Here is a 23887-nt window from a genome sequence, read left to right on the forward strand (position 1 = left end):
AGCAAAACTGTTTCCTTTTTATAAGTGCTTAGTAGTGTTCAACCACATAGTCAGCAAATTTGCTGAATTCCTTGTAGAACTGGTTATGGTACTTCACAGGGGAAAGACTACGAACAAACTCATCTTCCGCATCTTGTTGGTATATGCGATCCGCTACGGCATCTGCAAGCAACTGTTCGAGCTCACTACCGTCTCGAATATCATCGCTATGCAAAATATGGCGCTGCAACATATGCTCAATTAACGAATTAGCCGATGGAATATCAACCAGACCCCATTTTCGTTTAAACGCCAAAATAGCTTGACGCTTATTCTTTGCCGTATATTCTTGGACGATGCTTGCTATCGCGTCAGCTTGGACAGGATAGACTTCTGCAACCGTACTCCCTTGCATGGCAGCATCGGCAGTAGTCCGCATCTGATCTGCTAGGTGTCGGTCATCCATCTGGTCCGTTGCACGAACGAAAGTATCGTAGGTTTCAGCCGCTGCCTCATCTTGACCTTCGTGAACCTCATTAAGCAGCTGGGCTAAAAGCTCTTGGATATAATCGTAGTTAATGCGAATTTCCGCGACACGCTCGATCGAGAAATCAAGCATAGAAAGATCAAGTGGCTCGCTTTGCTCTTCCGCCCAGCGCTTGAGCTCATTTTTAGCAACAGTGGTCACCCACTCTTCATCATCTGCAGAAATACCGATCTCTTTCAAAAGTACTTCCGGCTGATCATAATCGTATTCTGTGCATTGCTTGAGCTGAGAAATCTTACTGCCGTACTTACTAATGAGATCAGCAAGCTCCTGCTTAGCGCTTTCACTAGGAGGAAGAATCATAAAACCATCGGATATTTGCTTAATATCTTGTACGATTTCTTGGGCTTCACCCACCATTTTTTTATAAGGCTTCGCCAAAACACCGTCAAGACCCTCAACACCAATGGGTCCTTGGACCAAAGCTGAATCCTTGTTAGCATATACGCTTAAAGCAGCATCCATAAGCCGTTTAGAGGTCTCCGGCCAACGGAAGTTAACAATACGTCCCCAAGGCTTATCGCGGTTATTCTCAATTCGGTTCGTACGTGAATACGCCTGAATAAGATTTGCTCCTGCCAAAGTCCGATCCACATAGAGAGTATTGACTTTGGGTGCATCGTACCCCGTCAGTAGCTGATCAACCACAATCGCAATGTCAAGCTTAGGCCCTTCACTCTCACCCCGCAGTCGAGTCATCACATCTTCGAAATAGCCATCGACGGTCTGATCATTGAATGACATCCCGAACGTCTTGTTGTAAACTTCCATCGCAGCACGCAAACCTTTATTGTTATCCAACTGCTGAGCGGAGTTGTCTGTTGCGTAGGAGAAGGTCACAGCAACGTTGAGTGGATATTTGCCTATTGCTTTCAACTCCTCATTCTTCTTCTGGAACTGGTCAAAGTACTGTAATGCCATAGGAATAGAGGGTTTCATACCGCCCACATGCGTAGTCAGAATTGCACTATACTTGCCTTCTTTTGACCTATTGCGCCAATTCTTGACAATGTCATCGACCACTTGCTCTACATGCTTGGGATTGCAATCGTAGATGCCGGAGTCGATGTACGTATCCACTTCATCAGGATCCATACGCGCAATCTTGCTTTCAATAGCATCTTCGTCCCAAGATGGATACTTTTGATGAAGAAGCTCGGGCAATAATTGCTCTTTAATCTCTGACTTTTCAAGCGTATTCTGAAAGTCAACTTTAAAGCCCAGAACATTCTTGTCCGCTATAGCCTCGCGTATGGTATAGGCATGGAGCAAATTGCCGAATGCTTGGTGAGTTAAATCTCCTTCAAATGCCGGAGTACCTGTATAACCAACCCAAGCAGACAGTGGGAAGCTCTTTTTTACCCGCTTAAGCATGTCTCCATTCGTCGAGCGATGAGCCTCGTCCACAATAAAAACAATTTTCTGATTCGGTGCCGAGAATGAATCTCGCTTGCACAGACGATCCAGCTTTTGAATAGAAGTTACAATAATCGAATTACTCTGCTGTCGACTACGCAGCTTTCGCGCCAAAACACCAGTATTAGCTGTGTCTGACACAACACCATTCAGGGTTTCGTCACTGGCATCAGGATCGTAAGCCCGGTACTTATCAAATGTCTGGCTGGTCAGTGCCACTCGGTCTACAAGGAACACGACTTTATCTATCCCCGGCAAGCGTGATGCTAGCCAGGCAGTTTTGAAGCTGCTAATCGTCTTCCCTGAGCCGGTAGTGTGCCAAATATAGCCAATTTCTTGCTTATCAGTGCCAAACATGTGACTCTTCAAGCTATTGATAACTTTGCGCGTGGCATATACCTGATAAGGCCGCATCACCATCAAGTTCTTATGCTTAGGATCGCCGTCAAGAATCATATAATTGGTGGACATCTGATGAGCCATAGGAATTGAGAGCATCAGATTACAGAATTCACGCCAATCCCAAACTGGATAACTATCCGATTCTCTCTGCCAGCGGAAGGCGAAATCAGTATTGAATGACTGAGAATCAGTGTTCGCCATGTACAACGCTTCGTGAGGCGTCATACCTATCAAAATCTGCACTGTGGAGTAGATGTCAGTAAACGCATACTCATCAATATATTGGTGCATCTGCTCCAGTGCCTCTAGTGCCTTATGATGATCGGATTTCTCCTCTATCTGCAAAATCGGGAGACCATTAATTAGCAAAGTGGTGTCAAACCGACGATTTTTTCGCCCAGGCAAAGCATGAGGTCTTTCCACCTGATTCACGATCTGATAGATAGTATTTCCAGCACCGACATTTGATTGGTCAAAAACTGTCAGGTAGACATGCCCTCCACTGCGACCGTCAATCCTATCATCTCTTTCCACCTCAACTTGAGTTACCCCATTCATGCCGTATATCCAACGGCCTGCTTCATAAGGAGATTTAAGATCACAAATCACCTTCTTCACCTGAGCAAACTCGCTATCAGTCAAAAGCTGACCGTTGAGTTTATCGGCGTTGTTACGGTTGAGAATCTCTCTAAAATTCTCCCATAATCCATCAATTGTCTTGATGTTCTTCATATACTCCCATTGCTTTGCCCCTCCCAAAGTTTCAAGGTAGTTGATGAGTTCTTTCTCAAAGTCCAACTCGTTGTCCACTACAAACTCCTTTGTCTTGTTTTCATGTCTAGTTACGTCTAATAAGTTCTTACTTCAACAGCTCAAGCACTACACACATCTCTGTAACGTAGTATGTACTTTCTGCTCCCAGAGATCCAACCTTCTCTTTTGCAAACTCACTATCTGCCGAGACAATATACATAAGTTTCCTATTTTCTCCTGCTGCTCTGTAGGAATCAGATCAACCTTAATATTTCCTATATTTTGAGAAGTCAATCGCTTTTGCACCGTTGAAGATCCGGCTCGGAGGATTCTTATTTGAGACAGAACTTCTGGATCTTCGTTAAGCAGATAGACAAAATATGCCGCAAGAATTCTTTTATCTGCTGAGTCGTTTTCCTGATTCGGGAACAATATTTTGGCAAAATTCTGCCCGATAATCTTTCCTGACGAAAAGTTCGACGCTATTACGACTTCTCCTCTAACGAGACTCACTAGGATATCGCCCGTTTCAACAACTGGCCCGCTCCAGCTTGAGCGCGTCGGCTCTGCAAGACTATAACGGTCTCTGTCAAAATCAGCCATCGAATACTCTTTTATCACAGATCCACTTATATTTGCTCGCGAAGAATTCACACCCCCCTGCACCACTACAAGCTCATCGAGTCTCATGATCGTCTCCTTATCGATTAACCCAAGCATACCACAGAGAACGGTACAGTGCGCAATATGCAGTAATCTACTTAGATTACTGCATATTGTTCCTAATGCCGCCTGATGCTTTTATAGCCATGCCAATACATTGAACCAAGCCGATGTCTTCCCCGCGCCGCATAACAGCACCGCCGACTGCACTCGGCACCCGTAGACCAAGAACCTCTTTGCGGCGCCCTCCCCAGCAACAATTGCGGTGGCATACCGGAGTTAGTACCCACTAGGAGTTAACCGCCACAAAAGTATTCCAAATAGAAGTGTGGTTGGAATTCGAGGCTTGCAAGTCACTGTTCTCATGCATCCAAATCTCTTGTCCAATACAGCATGTTCGGAATTAAGCAGACAGCCCAAGTTCTCTAAGACAATTCTCGTAACTCCACTCGGGAGATTGGAGTATTTGATAATTTGTTCTTTTCCTATCAGCAACGAATGTAGTAATCAGCTTTCCCTGGATCTCATTTAAATCTTTTATGCTTTTTACAGAGAATTCTATTACTACAGCAAATTGATCACTCTCGTCATAAATAACCACTCTTCTATGACTATTTTCTTTTAGTCTAGAGATATATCCACACTTCTGTTTGTAGGACGAATTACCTGAAGAAGCTGAAACCATAGACCGAATTTTCCCCATTTTTTCAGCACGCTTCAAGGAAAATACCCGCTTCTTGGAATTCCCTTTGTCCGAATGTTCAGAACAACAATGATAAAAAGACTCTTCAGAAATGTTAACCGTAATCGGTTGCCCATTTACTAAAAAATGAAGGCTACCAGTACAATTACTGCCGGCAGCAACATATGTGTTCCAATATGCCCTTGCTTCCTCCTTTCCAGAAAACTTTAGCGACTTGCAATGAGTGCATACAGCGAGTTCTTCCATACATAGCTCTATGCGTCACGCATGAGGAAGGCCACAACAAACAGTGACAAGCATTTATAAGTATGCAAAGATGCTTGTCAACTCACATTTGTTGACTTACTTATAAAGATCGATTTGTTGGATAAACTCGCTAGTAAACTTACATCAGATGACACTCTGCCGAACGGCCGGAAGGATAGATATGCAGAAAGAACTATTTTTATAGCGGACGCGGACTAGCTTCATTGATAAGTTGAGTTTGTCACGGTTGTCAAATATTCGTTTTAGTTTGAAGCAGCTTTCCCAAACCTTGACCCAGAATTTGCAGAAAAGCGAAGTACTGAAAGCCCACTCTTATAGGGTAAACGAATCTTGCTGTCCAGGAGGGCTAATATCTTTCCTAGGGCTCCTCCCGTACTCACCGACTCGCGACTAGGTAGCGGTCTCGGGCAGTGAGGTCTTGGGATGTGGTGGCGGTGGCGAAGCCGGCGGCGCGGGCGGCAACTTGGAGAGCTTGAGACTGAGAGGGGTCGTGTTCTAGGACTAGGTGGCCGGCGGGGCGCAGTAGGGCGGCGACGCGGGTTATGATGCGGCTGGGAATGGCTAGTCCGTCGGCTGAGCCTCCGTAGAGAGCTAGGGACGGGTCGTGCTCGACCACTTCGGGTTGGGTGGGCACTTGCGACTCGGGAACATAGGGCGGGTTGGTGATAACCAAATCGACTTTGCCGTCTAGGTCGCGCAAGGTCTCAGGCGCGGTGGCATCCGCCTCGATGAGTTGGTAGGAAGATCCGGCGGCGGCAATCACGTCTCGATAGCGCTCCAAATTACGGCGGGTCCACACAGCGGCCTCAGCAGAAAGCTCTACTGCCCAAACTTGGGCGCCCTTGACTTCCGTCGCCACCGACAAACCGATAGCACCAGATCCGGCGCACAAATCAACTACCAGCGGCCGCTCAACCCCTTCGGCCGCAAGCCAATCAAGCCCGTCTTGAACGACGCTCTCAGTCTCGGGCCTGGGTATGAAAACCCCCGGTCCGACTGCCAAGCTCATAAAGCGAAAAGGCGCGTGCCCCACAATGTATTGCAAGGGCTCACGCTCAGCCCGGCGCTCCACAAACTGGCGAAAGCTGGTGAGAGCGACCTGCTCGGCAAGCTCAGCTTCGAGAGCGCTCTCGCTAGATTCCCCGCTGAATCTTCCAAGAGCCGCCAATTGCGCAAAGCTCTCCCCCATCAGCACAGCCCTACTCAGCTCATGCAAGTCCACCTGGCAGGCCTCAGCAAGCAGTAAGCGGGCATCATTGTCTGGCGTATCGATCCCAGCATGCGCGAGCACACCGGAAGCAAGCGCGAGCGCCTGGCGAACCGGCATACTTAAGCTAAGAGAGAGCAGATCTTGGTTCTCGAACCCCATATCAACCTCCACCTGCTTCTCAAAGGCAATCGCACAAACGCAGCTACGACAAGAAGAACTTACTCCCGCCCAGCCAAGCGCTCAGCTTCGTCGGCTTGCACATCCGAGTCAATTACGGCCTGAATGTCGCCGTCTAGCACTTGGTCAAGGTTATACGCCTTGTAGTTAGTGCGGTGGTCAACGATGCGGTTTTCAGGGAAGTTGTAAGTACGAATGCGCTCAGAGCGGTCCATCGAGCGCACCTGTGAGTGGCGCATATCGGCGGCTTCTGCGGCCTCCTGCTCGTGCTTCATGGCTAGCAGTCGTGATTTCAGCACGCGCAGAGCGGCCGCACGATTCTGAATCTGCGACTTCTCGTCTTGCATGGAGACCACAATCCCGGTAGGAATATGGGTCATGCGCACTGCGGAATACGTGGTGTTGACCGACTGACCGCCAGGGCCAGAGCTCATGAAGATGTCAATCTTCAAATCCTTCTGGTCAATCTCAATCTCGTCGTCGTCCTCGTCTGCTTCCGGGAACACAATCACGCCAGCAGCCGAGGTCTGAATACGCCCCTGCGATTCGGTTACTGGAATGCGCTGCACCCGGTGCACGCCGCCCTCATACTTAAGCGAGGCCCATACGCCGTCTTCCGGCCCCACGGTGCCGCGCGAACGGAAGGCAATCTGCACATCTTTTATACCGCCCAGCTCGGTAGAGTTCTCGCTCATGACTTCAATCGCCCAGCCACGTTTTTCCGCATACCGGGTATACATTCGCATCAAATCGCCTGCGAATAGGGCAGCCTCATCGCCGCCAGTGCCGGCTTTAATCTCCATAATGGTGTCACGCGCATCGTCGGGATCACGCGGAATCAGAGCAGTACGCAGCTTCTCTTCGGCTGCGGGCAGCTGAGCTTGCAGACTCTTGGCTTCCTCCGCAAAGTCCGGATCTTCTGAGGCCATGCTTTGGGCTGCCTCATAGTTTTCGGCGAGCTCTTGCCAGGCTTGATACGCCTGGACGATTGAGCCCAGTTCGGCATGGCGACGACCAAGCTTGCGAATCTGCGCTGGGTCGGAAGCCACCTCAGGCTGGCTCATTTGCTGCTCCAGCTTGTGATACTCATCTAACGCTGTCTGCGCCGCTGGGAACCGCTCGCTCTCCATACCTTCTCGCCTTCTCTTAACTCAGCTGTGACTACTTAGATCTAGCGCTGGTGCGCCGTTTCAACATGAGCTTCGCGGCTGAGCGCTCCACACATACAAAAACGCCAGCTGATGCGGGCCGGGTACAAAAGAGCGACCCGGCGCAAAAGCTGGCGTTAAAAAAGCTACTTGTTCTTCTTGCCGTAGCGGGCTTCGAAGCGAGCCACACGACCACCGGTGTCGAGAATCTTCTGCTTGCCGGTGTAGAAGGGATGGCAGGCCGAGCATACGTCAACGGTCATATGATCCTTGGACGAAGTCGAACGAGTAACGAAAGTATTACCGCAAGAGCAGGTAACCTGCACTGCTTGATATTCAGGATGTATACCCTGCTTCATGGTGTCTCCTAGGGTTAGAAGTGACCCGGGTCGCCAACCCCGATGGCGGGCGTGAACCGGAACCAAATGTTGAGTATATCGTAAGGCCAAGAGATTCAGACCGAAGGAGCTAGGTTTGCACTCCCTCGCCCACCTCAATCATAGACTCTCTATTGAGGTCTTACTCTGTACTCATACGCATCAAGTCAGTGGCCCCTTCTTTTATTCCCGGCTACTTTCGCGACACTCCCGAAATGCTCTACAGCTTTGTATCGAGTTCCTGCGACACGCGAATGATTAAGTTTTTTGTGAGTCCAAATTGCTGTAATTCGGCGAATTATGTCAATCAGTCTGAACCGCAGTGCCCCTCCAGGTTTGACATTGACCCTCTCGATACCCTAATATTTCTTACTAGAGAGAAATCTCGCGTGCGTTGGGGGATGCATGTATGGTTAGCTGTAAGGGGATTGGCTTTAACCTTCCTTCTTATACCTAGTCACAAAGATAAATATTTGTTGTAAGCGTTAGCTATATGAATATAAGCATAGGGATAGGCAATTGTTCATGTAGGTAACTGGTTGGGGTTTATCTTTGTACTGCATGCTTAACCAATAATTGAACTACAGTTATGGGGATTCGTACAGAATCCGGACCCGGGTCGGTACTACAGGTAGCGAGGCATCCGGATGAAGAGCTCAATAGGTTGGGACTCATCATTTTGCCTTGCGACTCAGCTGACGTTGAGTTTCCGGTCCGAAGGGGAAGACAGACGCGATCTGGCTCTATTCCCCCGGCTGAAGTAAGTGGTTTTCCACTTGCGGAAGCGAGAGCCAGACTGCGGTAAGAGCGGGTTTCAACGCAAGTTGGAGCCCGCTTTTTCAATACCTAGTGCACCAATCACGTATAAGCTATTGCTACTAAAGCTATAAAAGAAGCCCTTCCAACCGCTAGGCTGCAAGGGCTAAGTAGTGGGGCCTCAGGGGCTTGAACCCTGGACCGAACGATTATGAGTCGTTTGCTCTAACCGACTGAGCTAAGGCCCCACGTTAGCTCGAAGCCAACAGTCATACTTTAGCAAAAGCACCCGCCAAGCGACCAGCACTAAAGCAACTGCATCCACTCCCCTTATCTTCAGCACCACACTACTGCGCGCTCTTCACTAACTCGGAGTATGCCGGTAAGCCCATATAGCTGAAACGCACTGTTTGCATACGTTGACTAGCAGCAGCACTCACTTTCGTATACCACAGTGGCAGGGCCGGCAAATCATGCAACAGCCGCTCTTGAGCCCGATGATAGTACTCCCCTGCCTCACTCGAATCAGTTTGCTCCGCTGCCCGCCGCAGGAAAGCATCGAAATCTGAACTCTTGTAATCGCCATGATTTAGCCCTTTACCGTCAGCAAACCAAGAAGCGTACCCCTGTACCAGATAACCCTCAGGATGCGGATAGTCCGACTGTATTCCAGAACTGAAAGCCGCATGAACCTGTCGCTTATTAATAGAGGTACGGAACTCTTTTGCGGTAGGGAATACAGTACTGTGAGCATGAATGCCAAGCGTGCCTTCTATATAGTGTGTAACCGCGTCAACCCAGTCTTTATCGCCACTATCAGCAGCATAGGCAATTTCAAAACTTCCCGTCCAAGGTGAGATAGTATTGGCTTCTTGCCAAAGCTTTCGTGCTTGAGCTGGGTGGTGAGCCAAGACCTGCTCACCCGCCAGCGAGTCAGTGTGGCCCTCAATCGTGGGCGCAGTGAAATCAGAGGCCACAACCACCGATCCACGAAATATTTTTTCTCTAATCTTGGCCCTATCGATAGTCGCAGAAAGAGCTTGTCTACGCAAAACTCCTTCTCGCCCTTCAAAATGAGGCAGATCGCTGGGAATAGTCATCGTCTTTAAGGCAGGTCCGGTGCTCGAATATGCTTGCACCGTCTTATCGCTACGGTACGTACCTAATGAGGAGACAGGCACCGAGTCAAGCACATCTAAATTGCCTGCTTCCACGTCAGCATATGCCGTATCCAAGCTCTCATAATTGCGGAATATTATTCCGAGATTATGCGCTTTACGAGGGCCGGAATACGTGGGATTCTTAACCAAACTGATACTCTGGTTTGGAATCCAAGATTGGAACAGGTAGGGTCCGTTACCAATAGGGTGCTTCCCAAAAGCCACCGGGTCTGCGTAGGCCGCGCTCGGCAGGGGCATAAAAGCCACGTCTCCCACTTTATAAGGAAAAGACGAGTCCGGTCCAGCCAACTGCACACGCAAGGTAGCATCATCTACTACTCTAAGCCCCGGTAAAAGAGCGTCTTTAGGACCACGACTATCCTGCAACTGGTCGTAGCCAGCAATCGTTGAGAAAATCGCAGATCCCAATTGCCCATTGGCAGCATTCGCAGCAAACGACCAGGAACGAGCGTAGGTGCTGGCAGTTATCGATTCGCCATTGCTGAACTTCAAGCCAGGTTTGAGCGTAATCGTATAGCTGCTGGCATCTTGGTTTGGAGTTATGGAATCAGCGTTGGCATAAACCAAGTCACCCTTGGGGCTAAAGGTCACCAAACCTTCGAAAAGTTGGGTAGCCACTTTCCAACCTGCCGTATCGCCTATGTTACCGGGCAAAAGATAGGAGACAGGTTCCACATTGTTCACGGAAATAAAAGCCGAAGAATCCGGTTCGGAAGATCGCTGGAAAGTTGATGCTAAAGCCGTTCCACACCAAGCTAATCCCAGACCCAGCACGGCAAGAAAGCTTATGAAACGGGTCTGTCTGCTTGATATCACCGGCAGCCACCTTCCTTATTCGGCGCGCACCGCACGCCCTGAAGCGAAACGGTCCAATGCGCCTGTTTTAGCGATTGCTTTAAACATTATCCAACTCAAGACCCCGGCTAAAACTATTGCGCTGATAGCTTCACAGACGGTGCCGATGATACCGCGCGGGCTCAAGAACGAAACTCCCTGGTAGAAGAAGGCCAGCAGGAAGGCATTGTAAACCATGCCCACCAACAGTCCGGCGGCACAAGTAACTCCCAAGGTCCAACGCCGATAGCGGAAGATAGCGAACACAATCTCAGCGCATAGGCCCTGCACAAGAGCTTCAATCACAATCAGCCCCGAGCCGTAAGCGTTGCCGAAGAGAATCTCTACGAAGACGGCTACGAGATTGGCGTAGATTGCGGCCCCGGGCTTGCGAATAATGAGCAGGTCGAGCGTGACCGGAAAGTAAAACAATCCATGCAGAAGACCAGCTAAGCCAGGTAGCAGAGCCGTCATGAGAGGGAAAACCCAAGAGGAAAGTGCGGAAGCAGCCCAATAGATGAGGCCGGAAACCACGCCGAGCGCAGCACCGACCGCAATGTCGACCGGCCGCCAGCGCAGCGATAGAGCCGTTGCGGGGGTAGGGGTCTTGCCCGAGGATTGAGGAGTATGAGTAGAGGGAGTTATTGGTGTTTGCATAGCGCTCCTAACAAGCCCTATCCGCAGCGGGGCCACGGTTCGTGCGCATGGTAAACGGTAGGTCTGGTGACGTACTCGTATCTCTTATCCGAGACGCATCGCCGGTCGAGCACCCCTTGACCTGCGCACGTCGGGCGGAGATGCTCTTGGGCTACTCTAGCTGCTTGAGGCACTTATGAACAGTGCGAGTCCACATTGAGGCTCCACCCGAACTCGTTCATTCTCACTGGCCGCTAGGAAAAAGCTTGAAGATGCAAGCAAATCGGCCCTTATCAGTGTGAGAATAAAGCATGAGTGGAGCTTGTTCGCAGAGCGCAAGCTCCCCCGCCCACGTCGCAAGTTTCCTCTACCATAGAAGCAGAGTAATATATGCCCGAATTTCAACAGTTTCAGTGAGGTTTGTACTTGGCTGAGTTTATTTATCAAATGATCAAGGCGCGCAAGTCCTTTGGGGATCGCGCAATCTTGGACGACGTGACCTTGAGCTTCCTGCCCGGCGCCAAAATTGGCGTTGTGGGCCCCAACGGCATGGGCAAATCGACACTTTTGCGCATCATGGCTGGGCTAGACACCGTTACAAACGGTGAGGCCCAGCTCACACCTGGCTTTACGGTCGGCATTTTGCAACAGGAACCGCCTCTAGACGAGGATAAGACCGTCGGTGAGAACATCAAGCTAGCTTTTGGCGACATCATCGACAAAGTTAATCGTTTCAATCAAATTGGCGAAGAAATGGCCAATCCTGATGCCGATTATGACTCGCTAATGGCCGAGATGGGCAAGCTGCAAGAAGAGATTGACGCTGCTGACGGCTGGGATTTAGATTCTCAGTTGGAGCAGGCAATGGACGCCCTCCAGTGCCCTGACCCTGATACTCCAGTTTCGGTTATTTCCGGTGGCGAGCGCCGCCGTGTAGCCTTGTGCAAGCTCCTCTTGGAAGCTCCAGACCTACTCTTGCTCGACGAGCCCACTAACCATTTGGACGCTGAGTCGATTCTGTGGTTAGAGCAGTATCTGCACACCTACAAGGGCGCTGTCTTGGCCGTGACCCACGACCGCTACTTCCTCGACAACGTAGCAGAATGGATCTGCGAGGTCGACCGTGGTCACCTCTACCCCTACCAAGGCAATTACACCACGTATTTGGAGACCAAGGCTAAGCGTCTTGAAGTCCAGGGCCAGAAGGATGCCCGACTTGCCAAGCGCCTCACCTCGGAATTGGAGTGGGTTCGCTCCTCCCCTAAGGCTCGTCAGGCCAAGAACAAGGCCCGCTTGGAACGCTATGAGCAGATGGAAGATGAAGCGCGGCGTAATCAAAAGCTGGACTTCTCTGAGATTCAGATTCCACCGGGGCCCCGCCTGGGCTCTAAGGTCTTGGAAGCTGAGCATATCCACAAGGCCTTTGGCGAGCGCGTTCTCATCGACGACCTCTCCTTTACCCTGCCCCGCAACGGTATTGTGGGCGTTATCGGCCCCAACGGCGTTGGTAAGTCCACACTTTTCAAGACCATCGTGGGCATGGAGCCAGTCACTTCCGGCGATTTGGAAGTCGGCGACACGGTCAAGATTTCTTATGTGGATCAGAACCGCGAAGGTATTGACCCCAATAAGAACCTGTGGGAAGTGGTCTCGGATGGCAACGATTTCATGGAAGTTGGCGGCATTGAGGTTCCTACCCGCGCCTACGTTGCCTCCTTCGGCTTCAAGGGGTCTGACCAGCAGAAACCAGCCGGAGTCCTCTCCGGTGGTGAGCGCAACAGGCTCAATCTGGCTTTGACCTTGAAGCAGGGCGGCAATTTGCTCCTGCTCGATGAGCCTACCAATGATTTAGACGTGGAGACCTTGGAGTCGCTGGAGAATGCCCTGCTGGCCTTCCCTGGCTGCGCTGTGGTCATTTCCCACGACCGCTGGTTCCTCGACCGCGTAGCCACCCATATCTTGGCTTGGGAGGGCACGGACGACAATCCTGCTAACTGGTACTGGTATGAGGGCAACTTCCAGGCCTATCAGGAAAACAAGGTCCAGCGCCTGGGCGAGGAAGCTTCGCGCCCCCACCGCATCCACCGCAAGCTCACCCGTTAAGTGTGAACTCGCTCACTCTTAAAGCCTACAAGTTCAGTTCTCGCAGCTGCTTGTAGGCTTTTGCATTGCGGTCTGCTTATGCTACTCACAATCGGGGAGTAGAATACTGATTCATCTTCATTTCACAGCCTCGACGGTTGGGAGCAATACCTATGGCAGAAGCAGTAACACCTTTAGCAGAAGCAATCCGCGCTCTGAGCGTACAACCCGGAGAGACGCAAGACGGAAGCTTGAGTGGAAGTAATCTACCCTTCCCTACTGGGCGCATTTACGGCGGACAGATTATGGCTCAGTCCATCATGGCCGCAGCCCAGAGTGTGCCTGAGGATCGCACTCCGAACTCAGTGCACGGCTATTACATTCGCACTGGACTCCTCGATCAAGATGTGCGATTCGACGTAACTAACCTGCGCGACGGCCGCTCCTACTCAACCCGTATGGTAGACGCATCCCAACCAGAGCGCCCCATTCTTAAGACAATGGTTTCCTTCCAAGTTAGCGGTCAAGACGGCATGGAATATGCTGACCCCATGTCCGCTGATCTCCCCGCTCCGGAAAGCCTAAAGTCTGCCAAAGATTTGATGATGCCCTTTGCAGACAAGTCACCTTTTGCGGCTTATTATGCCAAGCAGTCCCCCTTCGACATTCGCCATATTACGCCCACGATTATGCTCGGACCAGATAACCAGGCTCGGGCTAAGGACAGCGGCCGCCAGCTCGTTTGGATGCGTGCCGACGGCCAGGCTACCATGTCTCAAACCCTTCAACGGGCCATGATGGCACTGGGCTGCGATCAGATTATGATGGAGCCGGCCCTGCGCCGCACCGGGCTTTCAATCGCTACTCCCGGAATTTCTTACGCTTCTATTGACCACTCTATGTGGTGGTATAAGGATGTAGATGTGTGCTCATGGATGCTTTTTGAGCAAGACACGACGGTTGCTGCGCACGGTCGCGCCCTATGCACGGCCCGAGTTTACGACCAAGAGGGCGATCTACTGGCAGCCATGACCCAAGAGGCCATGATTCGGATACCGCAGGCCTGAGCCGAACTTTTTATACCTTCATATCTCCAGCCTGCTGGCGCGATTACTGGCGGCTTGGAGGCTGGGTGTCGGCGGTCTTGGGCAACTGCTTTTCAGCAGTCGTAGCTAGGCGCCGGCGCTCGCTCTGCTGACGTTTCTTGGGGCTTTCAGGGCCATCATTTGGAGGCAACTGGCAAAACCACTCCCCTACTGCTCCTAGAATGATGTCAATAAAGCACACCACGACGGCAATGGCACACTCGATGATGATGTGCTTGTAGAAGGGTGCTTCCCAGTGGCTGAGCGACATGAGCGCTTGCCCGCCATACCAGCCTAAAAGAGCCGAACAAGCGATTCCCAAAGCTTTTGACAGCAGGAGTGCGTTGACCGCGAATTGCGGGTCCATCTCCTTGCGTTCGCCCTTGGCATATTTGTGGACCTGCCGTGCCATTAAAACGATGATAATGCCAGCGATGAGCAGGAGGGCAGAAACTAACCAAGGAGCCCCCAGCATATTGAGCTGCCAACGCTCGCTCGCCTGAGCTAGGCAAACACCGCCAATGAGTCCTAGACCAACAGCCAGGAGGTAGTAGGTGGCCGGGGTACGTTTCATGTTCATGCCGAACCTCCTAAAATCCACGAATCAGAGCATAGTGTGACTTCATCTGCATTGGGCGCCAGTTGAGCCAGTTGAGCTACAGAGCCAGCATGCGTGCCACTCAGATGAGCTTCGGGGTCGATACTGGCCCAAGGTTGTAGAATCTCAGCCCGCTGCCAAGCCTGCGGATATGGAAGACTTAACTTATCGTCCGCAATCCCGGTCGCCCACTGTAGAGCCTGCTCGCGGTCGCTCAGCATATCTTCTATACCCCATGCTTTATCGTCTACGTCGACGAGCAGCAGGTCAAGCGGGTAAGAAGGTAATTGCAAGTCATGAGAGCGACCGTGGGCCGACTCTATCATATTAAGAGCTGAAAGCATGTCTACTGGCCCTAGGGCAGTCTCAATAATGACTACCGCGCACAAATAGTCTGGCTGACCGTGCCCTTCGCGGGTATAGAGCGGAGAGATGCCCAAGATTTGGCTGCCGGGCACTCCATCGAGCGAGACTATCGCCGTACGCATGGCATCTTGTACCCGGCCGACATTGCCGCTCATAGCAATCACTGCCCGGTGGCTTGCATCATCTGAGTCCGCAGTTGCCTGCAGTTGAGCATAGTCTTGCTCACCATTGAAGCCTGCGCTGGAACCGTCTAACGGGAACGACGAATAACGGCCGTATTCGCTTGCCTGGCCGGATGCAAGGGCGGCTGGCGAGACGGGCTGCTGCGAGCTGGCTTCGCGTTCAATCGTCACGCTGACATCGTCTATATCGAGGCCAGCAGCTTGAGTAGCATTCAGCCGATGCACACACACTTGAACCCGGCGCACTTGGTGGGATAGCAAAATGGAATCGGCAACGCGCACTGCAACGGTCTCGAGTAAGACTACTTCTAAGCTTCCAATTAAAGATACGATACGCCTGACCACTTGCGCGTAATCGACCGTCTTGGTCAAATCGTCGTGAGCGGCAGCATCGTTGACATCAAGATAGAGCGTTGCATCTACCAAGTACGTACAGTTTGACTGGCCTACAAGCTGGCGAGGAGTGGCGCGGATACCGGTCAACCGTATGGAATCCACGCTTCACCTCCTCCTTCATCGCTTACTTACCTGAGCACAGACCCGCTCAGGTAAGTTTGAATAACTCTTTGCCGTAAAGCCTGAGCTCAGTTTTGCCCGCCAACACTGCGCTTGAGAGACTCTGGAATCTCAACAGGAGGCAGGTCTGAGTCAGGGCGGTTGGGGTCTGATAGCCACAGCTTACGCTCAGGAGACATACGAACGGCAGAGAAGATCTGAGCTAGCTCGTTCTTGTCGAGGGTTTCCTTGACCAAGAGCTGGCGAACGAGCTCATCGAGGACCGCACGGTTCTCGGAAATGACCTTCCAAGCCTCGTTATGCGCATTCTCGACCAATTCGTGAACTTCACGGTCGATGGTCTGGGCCGTTTCGTCTGAATACGGACGCGGCTTCAGCGCTTCCATGCCTTGATCCTGACTATTCTCTTCAGCCCACTTGATAGCGCCAAGCTTGGAGGAGAAGCCATATTCCAAGACCATCTGGCGGGCAATCTGAGTTGCCTTCTCGATATCGTTGGAAGCACCGGTAGTGGGATCGTGGAAGACTACTTCCTCGGCCACACGTCCACCCATTGCATAGGCCATCTGGTCCAGCAGTTCGTTGCGAGACTGGGAGTAGCGGTCCTCGGTAGGCATAACTGCGGTGTAGCCCAGAGCACGGCCTCGGGGCAAAATAGTCACCTTAGTAACTGGGTCAGTGTGGTGCATGGCAGCCGCCACCAATGCGTGACCACCCTCGTGGTAAGCAGTGTTGCGCAGCTCGTCGAGAGCCATGCCGCGGGTGCGGCGGCGCGGACCGGAAAGCACACGGTCGATAGCTTCGTCGATAGCACGGTTGTCAATCAACTGAGCATTCGAGCGAGCGGTCAGCAAAGCAGCTTCATTGAGCACATTCGCAAGGTCTGCACCAGTGAAGCCGGGCGTACGCACAGCTACGGTGTGGAGGTCAACGTCTGGAACGAAGGGCTTACCCTTGGCGTGGACCTTCAAAATAGCCTCGCGGCCTTCCAAATCGGGAGCTTCCACTGCCACCTGACGGTCGAAACGGCCCGGACGCAGCAGAGCAGAATCCAAGATATCAGGGCGGTTAGTTGCCGCGATGATAATCAAGTTAGTGTCGTTGTCGAAACCATCCATCTCAACCAAGAGCTGGTTCAAGGTCTGCTCACGCTCATCGTGGCCGCCCATGCCGCCACCACCGCGCTTGCCACCTACGGCGTCAATCTCGTCAATAAAGATGATGGCTGGGGCATTCTTCTTAGCTTCGTCGAAGAGCTCACGCACACGAGAAGCACCCAAGCCTACGAACATCTCTACGAAGTCCGAGCCGGCCATAGAGTAGAAGGGCACACCAGCTTCGCCTGCGATAGCGCGAGCCAGCAAGGTCTTACCGGTTCCGGGAGGGCCATACAGCAAGACACCGCGGGGAATGCGAGCACCCAAAGCCTTGTATTTAGAAGGATCTTGGAGGAATTCCTTAATCTCCTCGACCTCTTGCACAGCAGCCTCTTCGCCGGCCACATCGCCAAACTTCGTCTTGGGAGTCTTGCCCTCGAGCAGCTTGCCGTTGTTCTTCTTGCCCATGCCCAGCATGCCGTTGCCGCCCATGCGTGAGAAGAAGTACCAGAAGACCACCAGCAGAAGAATGATGGGCAGGAAGGAGGAAATCAGATAGCTCACCATGCTGGTTTGCGGAACTACCGAGTTATAGCCCTCGTCAAGGTGAGCCTTTTCTACAGCTCGTGTAACCTGAGGTCCTTGGTCCTTCACGTAGTAGAACTGTACGTCCTTACCGTAGTTCTTTTGACTGCGCTTGCCATTGACACCGTTATTTTTCTTAACGAAATCGTCTTTGAGCTTGAGCTCAACTACCTGCTTGCCTTCTGTAATCTCAGCAGACTTCACCATCGTGTTCGATGCTTTGTCGTCTTTTTGGTTGAAGGACGCCAGCAGTTGGAAGCCATCTCGCGTGTCGATGGTTTGCACACCAGTTTGAGCTGTAAAGAAGCCAAAAAGGCTCAAGGCAAGCAATAAGACGACTGTGCCCCATAGCCAAGGAGATTGCCAGAACTTACCGTTGCCCGGCCCTTTGCCATCTCCTCCAATATTGAAGTTGAAGGGGTTATTGCCACCTTGCTTGCCGCCCTTGCCTGGGCCGCCATCGCCCATAGGTGGGCGTCCTGGTCCTTGCGGATAGGTCATGACTGCTCTCCTTGATCCTCATGCTCGTATTCCTGCGGCTTCAAAACAGCGATAGAGTCCAAATTCCGGTATTGCTCATCGTAGTCAAGGCCAAATCCGACTACAAACTCATCAGGAATGACATATCCTGGGTACTTTACATCTACCTGAACTTCATGCCTAGACACTTTGTCGAGTAAGGCGAATACCTCCACAGAGGCCGCCCCCCTCCCCTTAAGCTCGTCGATCAACCACCGCAGTGTTTGGCCTGAGTCAATAATATCTTCAACGATAAGAATGTGCCTGCCGCGAACGCTGCAATCCAAATCCTTACGTACGGTAATGGTGCCAGACGATTGAGTGCCCGATCCATAGCTCGATAAACTCATGAAATCAATCTGGGCAGGAATAGAAATTTCCTGAGACAAGGCAGCCAGCGTATTGACAGCCCCTTTCAAGACTGCTAGCAAAAGCAGATCCTTACCTTCGTAATCTCGGCTCACCTGAGCAGCAACCTTGCTAATAAGCTCAGCAATTTGCGTTTTGGACACTAATTCGTGGTCAATATGTGATTCAATATCGGCGATGCGCATAGTTCCTATCTTTACATAAGAGAATGACGTGATGCTTACGAACAGCTGAGTAATTGCTGGGAAGAGCGAGCGCCGCCTGCCCATGCCAAGAAGAAACCAGCGCATCGAGCTGAGCAATTTGCCGGCTCACTGGTGCAATACCGAACTGGTTGCACAGGCACACCCATAATTGAGATCGCAAGGCCGGGTGAGCGTCAGCCAGCTGTTCGACGCGCAGGCAGGCCACCGCCCCCATCTCCAGTTGCGTTTGAGAAGGCTCAAGACGGGCTTTGGCCAGCAACTTGAGCGCTTCTTCGTTCAGATAGTCGAGAGCTCCCCGAGTCAGCTGTGCCGTCTGGGCCAGTTGAGCTGTCATGTCTTTATCTGCGAACTCACTGAGAGCTGGCAGAAGGTCATGGCGTACCCGTGATCGCAAGGGATAGCTGGAAGGAAGCTCTTGCCCGGATGCAATATCATCACCATTGGTAGGGTCATCCCACCAACACAGATTGAGCTGCTGACAGATTTGCGTGGTCTCAGACCGGCTCACATCCAAAATGGGCCGCAGGAAGCACACGCCTTCGCGCTCGACTTGGCTTTCCATGCCGGCTACAGCTCCTAAACCACTAGATCGAATAAGACCAATGAGCACACCCTCAGCTTGGTCGTCGGCAGTGTGGGCCAACAGCACAGCCGATGCCTTCAACTCCTGTGCTTGCTCAATGAAGACCTTATATCGGGCTTGGCGAGCATCGGCCTCCAAACCAGCTCGGGTGCGAGTCACCGCAATTCGCTGACTTGCCAACGGTGCTAAGCCCAGCTGCGAGCAGCTTTCCAAGGCTTGGGCAGTGATACGTTCCGAATTCTCCAGCAAGCCATGATCGACTACAAGAGCACCGCATCTCAGCCCCAAAGTCGGGCATACAATGCTAGCTAAAGCCGCCAAGGCTATAGAATCTCGCCCCCCGGAACACGCCACGAGCACGAGCGGAGCATCAGGCTGGGGCGTGTGAGCACCGTGCTCGCGAAACTGAGGATCTTGTAAACCCAAGTTGGCCTGCGTTAGGGCCGTTCGCACGGCTCCTATCCCCTTTTTTAAGACTGCTGAATAAACCATAGTTGCCCAATCTCAGCTAGAGCCGGGGCAGGGCCGACACGAAGGTGTTAACCGCCTGCGCTGCCGCCCCCATATCTGAAGGGTTGTTGACAATTACTGCGAATTCCAAAATGCCGCCCTTAAGGCGCGAGACATTGCCAGACATGGAAGTCACCTGGTCGAGCGTGCCAGTTTTCACACGAACTAAACCGTTGGGCTCACTGCCTTCTCCACGCTCAGCAGCAGTACCAATCAAGCCAACTACCGATAGACCTTCTACTAGCGGAGCCAGCTGTCCGTGTTTACCATCGCAGGCCAAGCGCTGTACGGCAGTCAGCATAGCTGCGCTCACCGCGGACCCGGGAGTCAGTCCTGAGCAGTCAGCCAAGTGGGCACCATCAAGGGTTACACCTTCACGTGTCAGCACTCTAGTAATTGCTTCAACTGCCCCTTTAGGCGAGTTTTCAGTACCTTCATGCACAGCAGTTAGTCTGCCGAACAGTTCAGCGATAGTGTTATCTGAGTTGCGCAACATATAGGCCATGATTTCACTCAAAGCCGCGGACTCTACGCTAGCCACAGGCTGCAAGTCTGTAGGGATGGTTTCTTGGCTCAGCTCGCCTTCGACGGTAATTCCCTGCCCTTGTAAACAGTCCATAAAGGTGCGAGCGGATTCAGCCTCGGGACTCTCGTCGTGAGGCACGTACACGCCCTTACCATCAGGATTGGCATCTCTGTCTTGGTTGCTACGCACACGCCCCTCGTCGACGGCCATCGTAGAAGTTGGTGTGAAATAAATACCATCAGGATTGCTCTGCTCAATGCCTTGGGGCGAACGCGCTTCTCCGAAAAAGCTGGAATCATAGGCAAGTCTTACCTTGGTTACCGAGCGTTTTTTAAGCTCTTGGGCGCTATGCTGGGCTAGAGAGCTCAGGCCTGCCCTACCGTTGACATGGTTGAGATCGTTGAAGCCTGCGCCCAACAGCATGTCTCCGTGCCCTTTGAGCACCAACTGCGGTGTAGGATCCTCTGATTGTATGAGGTAGGTCGAAGTTTGCAGACTCGAACCCATGTCGATACTTAAGGCAGCGGCAGCAGCGGTAAGAGTTTTCAAGGTCGATGCTGGTTGGCGAAGCGTATCTTGTTCTCTCTCAGCCGCGACGCTACCCTTAGCTCCCATGACCACAACCGACACGTCGCTACCCACACCAGGAGAAGACACCAAGGAATCAATGAGCTCTTGAGCTGCAGCAACATCGATGGGCTCTCCCCCTTCAAGTTTTCCCTCGACCGCGGCAGGAGGCACGACCTTCCGAACCGGTTGGGAATCGCTCCAATACTGCTTCTGGTGCACGGTCAGCGGACCGGGAATAATATCGTAAGCGTCAGCAAAAATATAGCCTACAAAGACGGCAAGGACCGCAAGAACGCTCAGTACTATCTGCCAGAGCGGATGCTGGATTCTGCGCGCATGTGTTCCCACTCTTCCTCCAACTCCTCTAGTGCTCACCATGTACCAGGCTCGAGTAAGGGAAGGTGCACACACCTCAACCCCTGCATATAGCCCTAACCATTAGCTTACTTGCAGGCCGCACCAGTTAGCTATGAGAGAGCGCAGTTTTACAGAGAAGCGTATCGATCAAGCGTGTTGACAATACGCAACTGCCGCCGGTCGAAAATCTTGCCACCCCACTTTATCCCGACAAAGTACGCTGCTGCGCCATTCGCCAAGCCAATAGGGCCCAATACCCACATAAGCGCATCGGCAGACGATACAACAGACACCGCAATTAAAGCGATAAGAGTGGGAAGCATGGCGAGCAAGTTGCATAGCATTTGTATGAAGGGGAAAAATGCCTGTGACATTGGGCGACCCTGCGGCGATGAGAAAGGCTTATCGATAGGAGCAACCGGATATATGAGCGAGCCAGACAGCAGTTGTGCAACGCCGATGCCAGCCATCACACTACCTTCGACCGCAAGTGCAATAATCCCAGCGTTCATGAGCTGGTGACCGTCGCGCCAAGAACCCGAAATCACCGTAACTATCAAACATTCTATGAGTAGATACACTGAAGTGATCCACAAGTAGACGCGAGAACGACCACGCCGGTCCTCTTCCCCACTGACCGCAGCCATTACTTGCATATGAATACCAGGGCCGTCGTAAGCCAGCGAGTTAGCAAAGAGCATGCCAAAGAAGAGTGCGCCCAAGAAACAAGCGAACCAACCCATTCCTGGGAACTCACGAGATTGTAATCCCAAAGCAATCAAGAAAATGAGCGGCAGAAGGAAGAACACCAGCTGGCGGGGATCGCGACGCAAATACAGGGCCACGCGAGCTGAAATAGCACCTGAAATCGAATCAGGCATGCGCTCAAAGATACCTAAGCCGTGGGCCTTGGCCTGCGTTTCGCTAGGCGTTTGATGCAGGCGGGTGTATCGCAGGCACCAAGTCGAAAGAGCAAAACACAAGACAACAGTAAGAGCCAAGACCACTACACGCACCAACAGCAAAAGCCAGGCACCCTCATAAGCGTCGAAAGGCAGCTGGAAGGCGGCAGCCAGCGGGGTGAAAGCCAAGACCTGAGCGAGAGGTGCTAGCTGAGTAGTGTCGAATGTCGTATCCGCAGGAACTATGGCTTGAGGCAGGTAGCAGATAGACATAAAGAGAACAAACACCACTAAGTAGAGCGCATTCTGCGCCCGTTGAGAAGTGGCCAAAGTAGTAGCGAGCGAGAGCACTGCCTTTGACAGGCTCATCATCGTTAGCACCGCTATGGGTGCGGCCACAACGGCAACGACAACTACCAGCGGGCCTAAACTGCGATAGAAAGCAGCCAAGGCGAGGAAACTCACCAGAGCGCATACGGCCGGTAGCCCTTCCAAACCCGCAAGCAGTAAACCAGCTTGCAAGCGGCGGTCAGGTATGCCGAAGAAGGCGAACCGCTGAGGATTGAGTGTAGAGCCTTCGCCCAAAATCATCAGCTGAATGAGAATAACAGCGACCGTAAGCGCTGCCGATGCGCAAACCGCTGTAATCGAGACGGTCATGAGCTTTTCTCGGGAAGGCGTGGGGTCGAGGTTGTAGTTCATCGCAAAAGACCAAGAGCTGACCATGACAGCAACAACCAGTATCAAGGCAAGAAGAGCCCCAACCGTCTGCCAAGAAGACCTCTTGATAGTTGAAATAGTCAGTGCCCAGCGCAGGCGGGCAATAGTTACGATTTCACTCATTGCTGGCCTGACCCGGAATTGGCAGGAAATTCAGAGCTTGGAGGCATGGTGATACCGGACTGAGGACCTGCCGCTATGGGCTGCACAGGTTGAGCAGATGGTGCAGGGCCGCCGTTGAGCCAGCTGATTTGCGCCGCAGCATGGCGGCCGCCCACCAATTGCAGGAAGCGGTCTTCCAAATCTTCACCAGCCGCCACCTGAGTAATAGTGCCGTCTGCGCGTACTTGCCCTTGATTGATGACAGCAACGTGAGTGCACATCTTCTCAACCAAGGCCATCACATGAGAGGAGACAATGACCGTGCCGCCGGTGGACACGTACTCGGCCAGAATGTCTTTCAAATTAGCAGAGGAAACCGGGTCAACCGATTCAAAAGGCTCATCTAAAACCAGCAGACGCGGGCTATGAATCATGGCAGTAGCTAGGCAAATCTTCTTATTCATACCTGCGGAATAACCCGACACCATTGTGTCTGCCGCGGATGCCAAGTCGAAGGCAGAGAGCAAATCCTTGGCCCTAGCCGAGGCTTCCTGCCGCTTCATGCCACGCAGCATACCCGAATACACTAAGAGCTGCAAACCAGTCAGGCGGTCGAAAATTTGATTGGACTGCGGCATGACACCGATAGAACGCTTGGCTTGATTCACGTCTGACCACACATCGCGCCCCAAAATCATCACCGAACCGGAATCAGGCACCAGCAGGCCGGTCGCCATATTCAAGGTGGTAGTTTTGCCGGCACCGTTGGGACCCACCAAGCCATAGAAAGAGCCGACCGGAATGTCGAGAGAGAGGCCGTTGACAGCAATTTTGGCCTCATAACGCTTGACTAGGGCACGGATTGAGAGCGCAGCTTGAGGATTTGGTCCGGTAGCCACTGGCGCAGGATCAAAACCTGCTGGGGCGGTTTGATAAGTGCTCATGATTAGAGCATACTTCATC

General features: G+C 52.1%; 18 protein-coding genes and 1 tRNA gene. 2 read left to right on the top strand and 17 right to left on the bottom strand.

All coding sequences use genetic code 11. The features are described from left to right. Window positions 1–28: 28 nt before the first annotated feature. The 9 genes from R8377_RS05655 to R8377_RS05695 all read right to left on the bottom strand — a co-directional run bounded on the left by R8377_RS05655 (window position 29) and on the right by R8377_RS05695 (window position 11070). A complete protein-coding gene (locus R8377_RS05655; RefSeq protein WP_317642527.1) occupies window positions 29–3154 on the bottom strand; it encodes a type I restriction endonuclease subunit R in 3126 nt (1041 codons plus the stop codon). Between the two features lie 69 nt (window positions 3155–3223). After that, window positions 3224–3787 (bottom strand): restriction endonuclease subunit S domain-containing protein, encoded by a 564-nt coding sequence (locus tag R8377_RS05660; protein ID WP_317642528.1) that lies wholly within the window; start codon window positions 3785–3787, stop codon window positions 3224–3226. A gap of 376 nt (window positions 3788–4163) precedes the next feature. After that, complete coding sequence (locus R8377_RS05665; protein ID WP_317642529.1) at window positions 4164–4709, bottom strand: hypothetical protein; 546 nt, start codon at window positions 4707–4709, stop codon at window positions 4164–4166. A 397-nt stretch (window positions 4710–5106) separates the two neighbouring features. Continuing rightward, window positions 5107–6057, bottom strand: coding sequence for a peptide chain release factor N(5)-glutamine methyltransferase (gene prmC / locus R8377_RS05670; protein ID WP_317643724.1), 951 nt, complete (start codon window positions 6055–6057; stop codon window positions 5107–5109). Between the two features lie 101 nt (window positions 6058–6158). After that, complete coding sequence (gene prfA / locus R8377_RS05675) at window positions 6159–7247, bottom strand: peptide chain release factor 1 (RefSeq protein WP_317642530.1); 1089 nt, start codon at window positions 7245–7247, stop codon at window positions 6159–6161. 164 nt (window positions 7248–7411) lie between these two features. Continuing rightward, complete coding sequence (gene rpmE / locus R8377_RS05680; RefSeq protein WP_317642531.1) at window positions 7412–7624, bottom strand: 50S ribosomal protein L31; 213 nt, start codon at window positions 7622–7624, stop codon at window positions 7412–7414. A 948-nt stretch (window positions 7625–8572) separates the two neighbouring features. Beyond that, window positions 8573–8646, bottom strand: a tRNA-Ile gene (locus tag R8377_RS05685). 99 nt (window positions 8647–8745) lie between these two features. Continuing rightward, entirely contained in the window at window positions 8746–10395 is a 1650-nt protein-coding gene (locus R8377_RS05690) for a peptide ABC transporter substrate-binding protein (RefSeq protein WP_317642532.1), read from the bottom strand. Between the two features lie 15 nt (window positions 10396–10410). Next, window positions 10411–11070, bottom strand: a complete 660-nt coding sequence (locus tag R8377_RS05695) for an ECF transporter S component (RefSeq protein ID WP_317642533.1) — start codon at window positions 11068–11070, stop codon at window positions 10411–10413. 405 nt (window positions 11071–11475) lie between these two features. Here R8377_RS05695 and ettA point away from each other — a divergent pair, with 405 nt between their 5' ends. Further along, window positions 11476–13152: an energy-dependent translational throttle protein EttA gene (gene ettA, locus R8377_RS05700; RefSeq protein ID WP_317642534.1), complete on the top strand. Its 1677-nt coding sequence runs from the start codon at window positions 11476–11478 to the stop codon at window positions 13150–13152. A gap of 146 nt (window positions 13153–13298) precedes the next feature. Continuing rightward, the gene (locus R8377_RS05705; RefSeq protein ID WP_425605043.1) at window positions 13299–14198 is read left to right on the top strand and encodes an acyl-CoA thioesterase; all 900 of its coding nucleotides are present in this window, start codon (window positions 13299–13301) and stop codon (window positions 14196–14198) included. A 43-nt stretch (window positions 14199–14241) separates the two neighbouring features. Here the strand turns inward: R8377_RS05705 and R8377_RS05710 are convergent, their stop codons facing one another. The 8 genes from R8377_RS05710 to R8377_RS05745 form a co-directional block, all read right to left on the bottom strand. After that, entirely contained in the window at window positions 14242–14796 is a 555-nt protein-coding gene (locus tag R8377_RS05710; RefSeq protein WP_317642536.1) for a DUF3180 domain-containing protein, read from the bottom strand. Next, a complete protein-coding gene (locus R8377_RS05715) occupies window positions 14793–15860 on the bottom strand; it encodes a dihydroneopterin aldolase (protein ID WP_317642537.1) in 1068 nt (355 codons plus the stop codon). The genes R8377_RS05710 and R8377_RS05715 overlap by 4 nt, the downstream gene beginning before the upstream one ends. Before the next feature lie 86 nt (window positions 15861–15946). After that, window positions 15947–18061: an ATP-dependent zinc metalloprotease FtsH gene (gene ftsH / locus R8377_RS05720; protein WP_317642538.1), complete on the bottom strand. Its 2115-nt coding sequence runs from the start codon at window positions 18059–18061 to the stop codon at window positions 15947–15949. Then, the gene (gene hpt, locus R8377_RS05725; RefSeq protein ID WP_317642539.1) at window positions 18058–18633 is read right to left on the bottom strand and encodes a hypoxanthine phosphoribosyltransferase; all 576 of its coding nucleotides are present in this window, start codon (window positions 18631–18633) and stop codon (window positions 18058–18060) included. Before hpt ends, ftsH begins: the two co-directional genes overlap by 4 nt. Then, window positions 18614–19729, bottom strand: a complete 1116-nt coding sequence (gene tilS, locus R8377_RS05730) for a tRNA lysidine(34) synthetase TilS (RefSeq protein WP_317642540.1) — start codon at window positions 19727–19729, stop codon at window positions 18614–18616. The genes hpt and tilS overlap by 20 nt, the downstream gene beginning before the upstream one ends. 16 nt (window positions 19730–19745) lie before the next feature. Beyond that, window positions 19746–21191 carry a D-alanyl-D-alanine carboxypeptidase gene (locus R8377_RS05735; protein ID WP_317642541.1) on the bottom strand — a complete coding sequence of 482 codons (1446 nt, stop codon included), beginning with the start codon at window positions 21189–21191 and terminating at the stop codon, window positions 19746–19748. A 137-nt stretch (window positions 21192–21328) separates the two neighbouring features. After that, a complete protein-coding gene (locus R8377_RS05740) occupies window positions 21329–22945 on the bottom strand; it encodes an ABC transporter permease (RefSeq protein WP_317642542.1) in 1617 nt (538 codons plus the stop codon). Beyond that, window positions 22942–23868, bottom strand: coding sequence for an ABC transporter ATP-binding protein (locus tag R8377_RS05745; RefSeq protein WP_317642543.1), 927 nt, complete (start codon window positions 23866–23868; stop codon window positions 22942–22944). The genes R8377_RS05740 and R8377_RS05745 overlap by 4 nt, the downstream gene beginning before the upstream one ends. Window positions 23869–23887 lie beyond the last annotated feature (19 nt).

Origin of the sequence: Bombiscardovia apis (assembly GCF_033095945.1) — a bacterium.
Classification (GTDB): domain Bacteria; phylum Actinomycetota; class Actinomycetes; order Actinomycetales; family Bifidobacteriaceae; genus Bombiscardovia; species Bombiscardovia apis.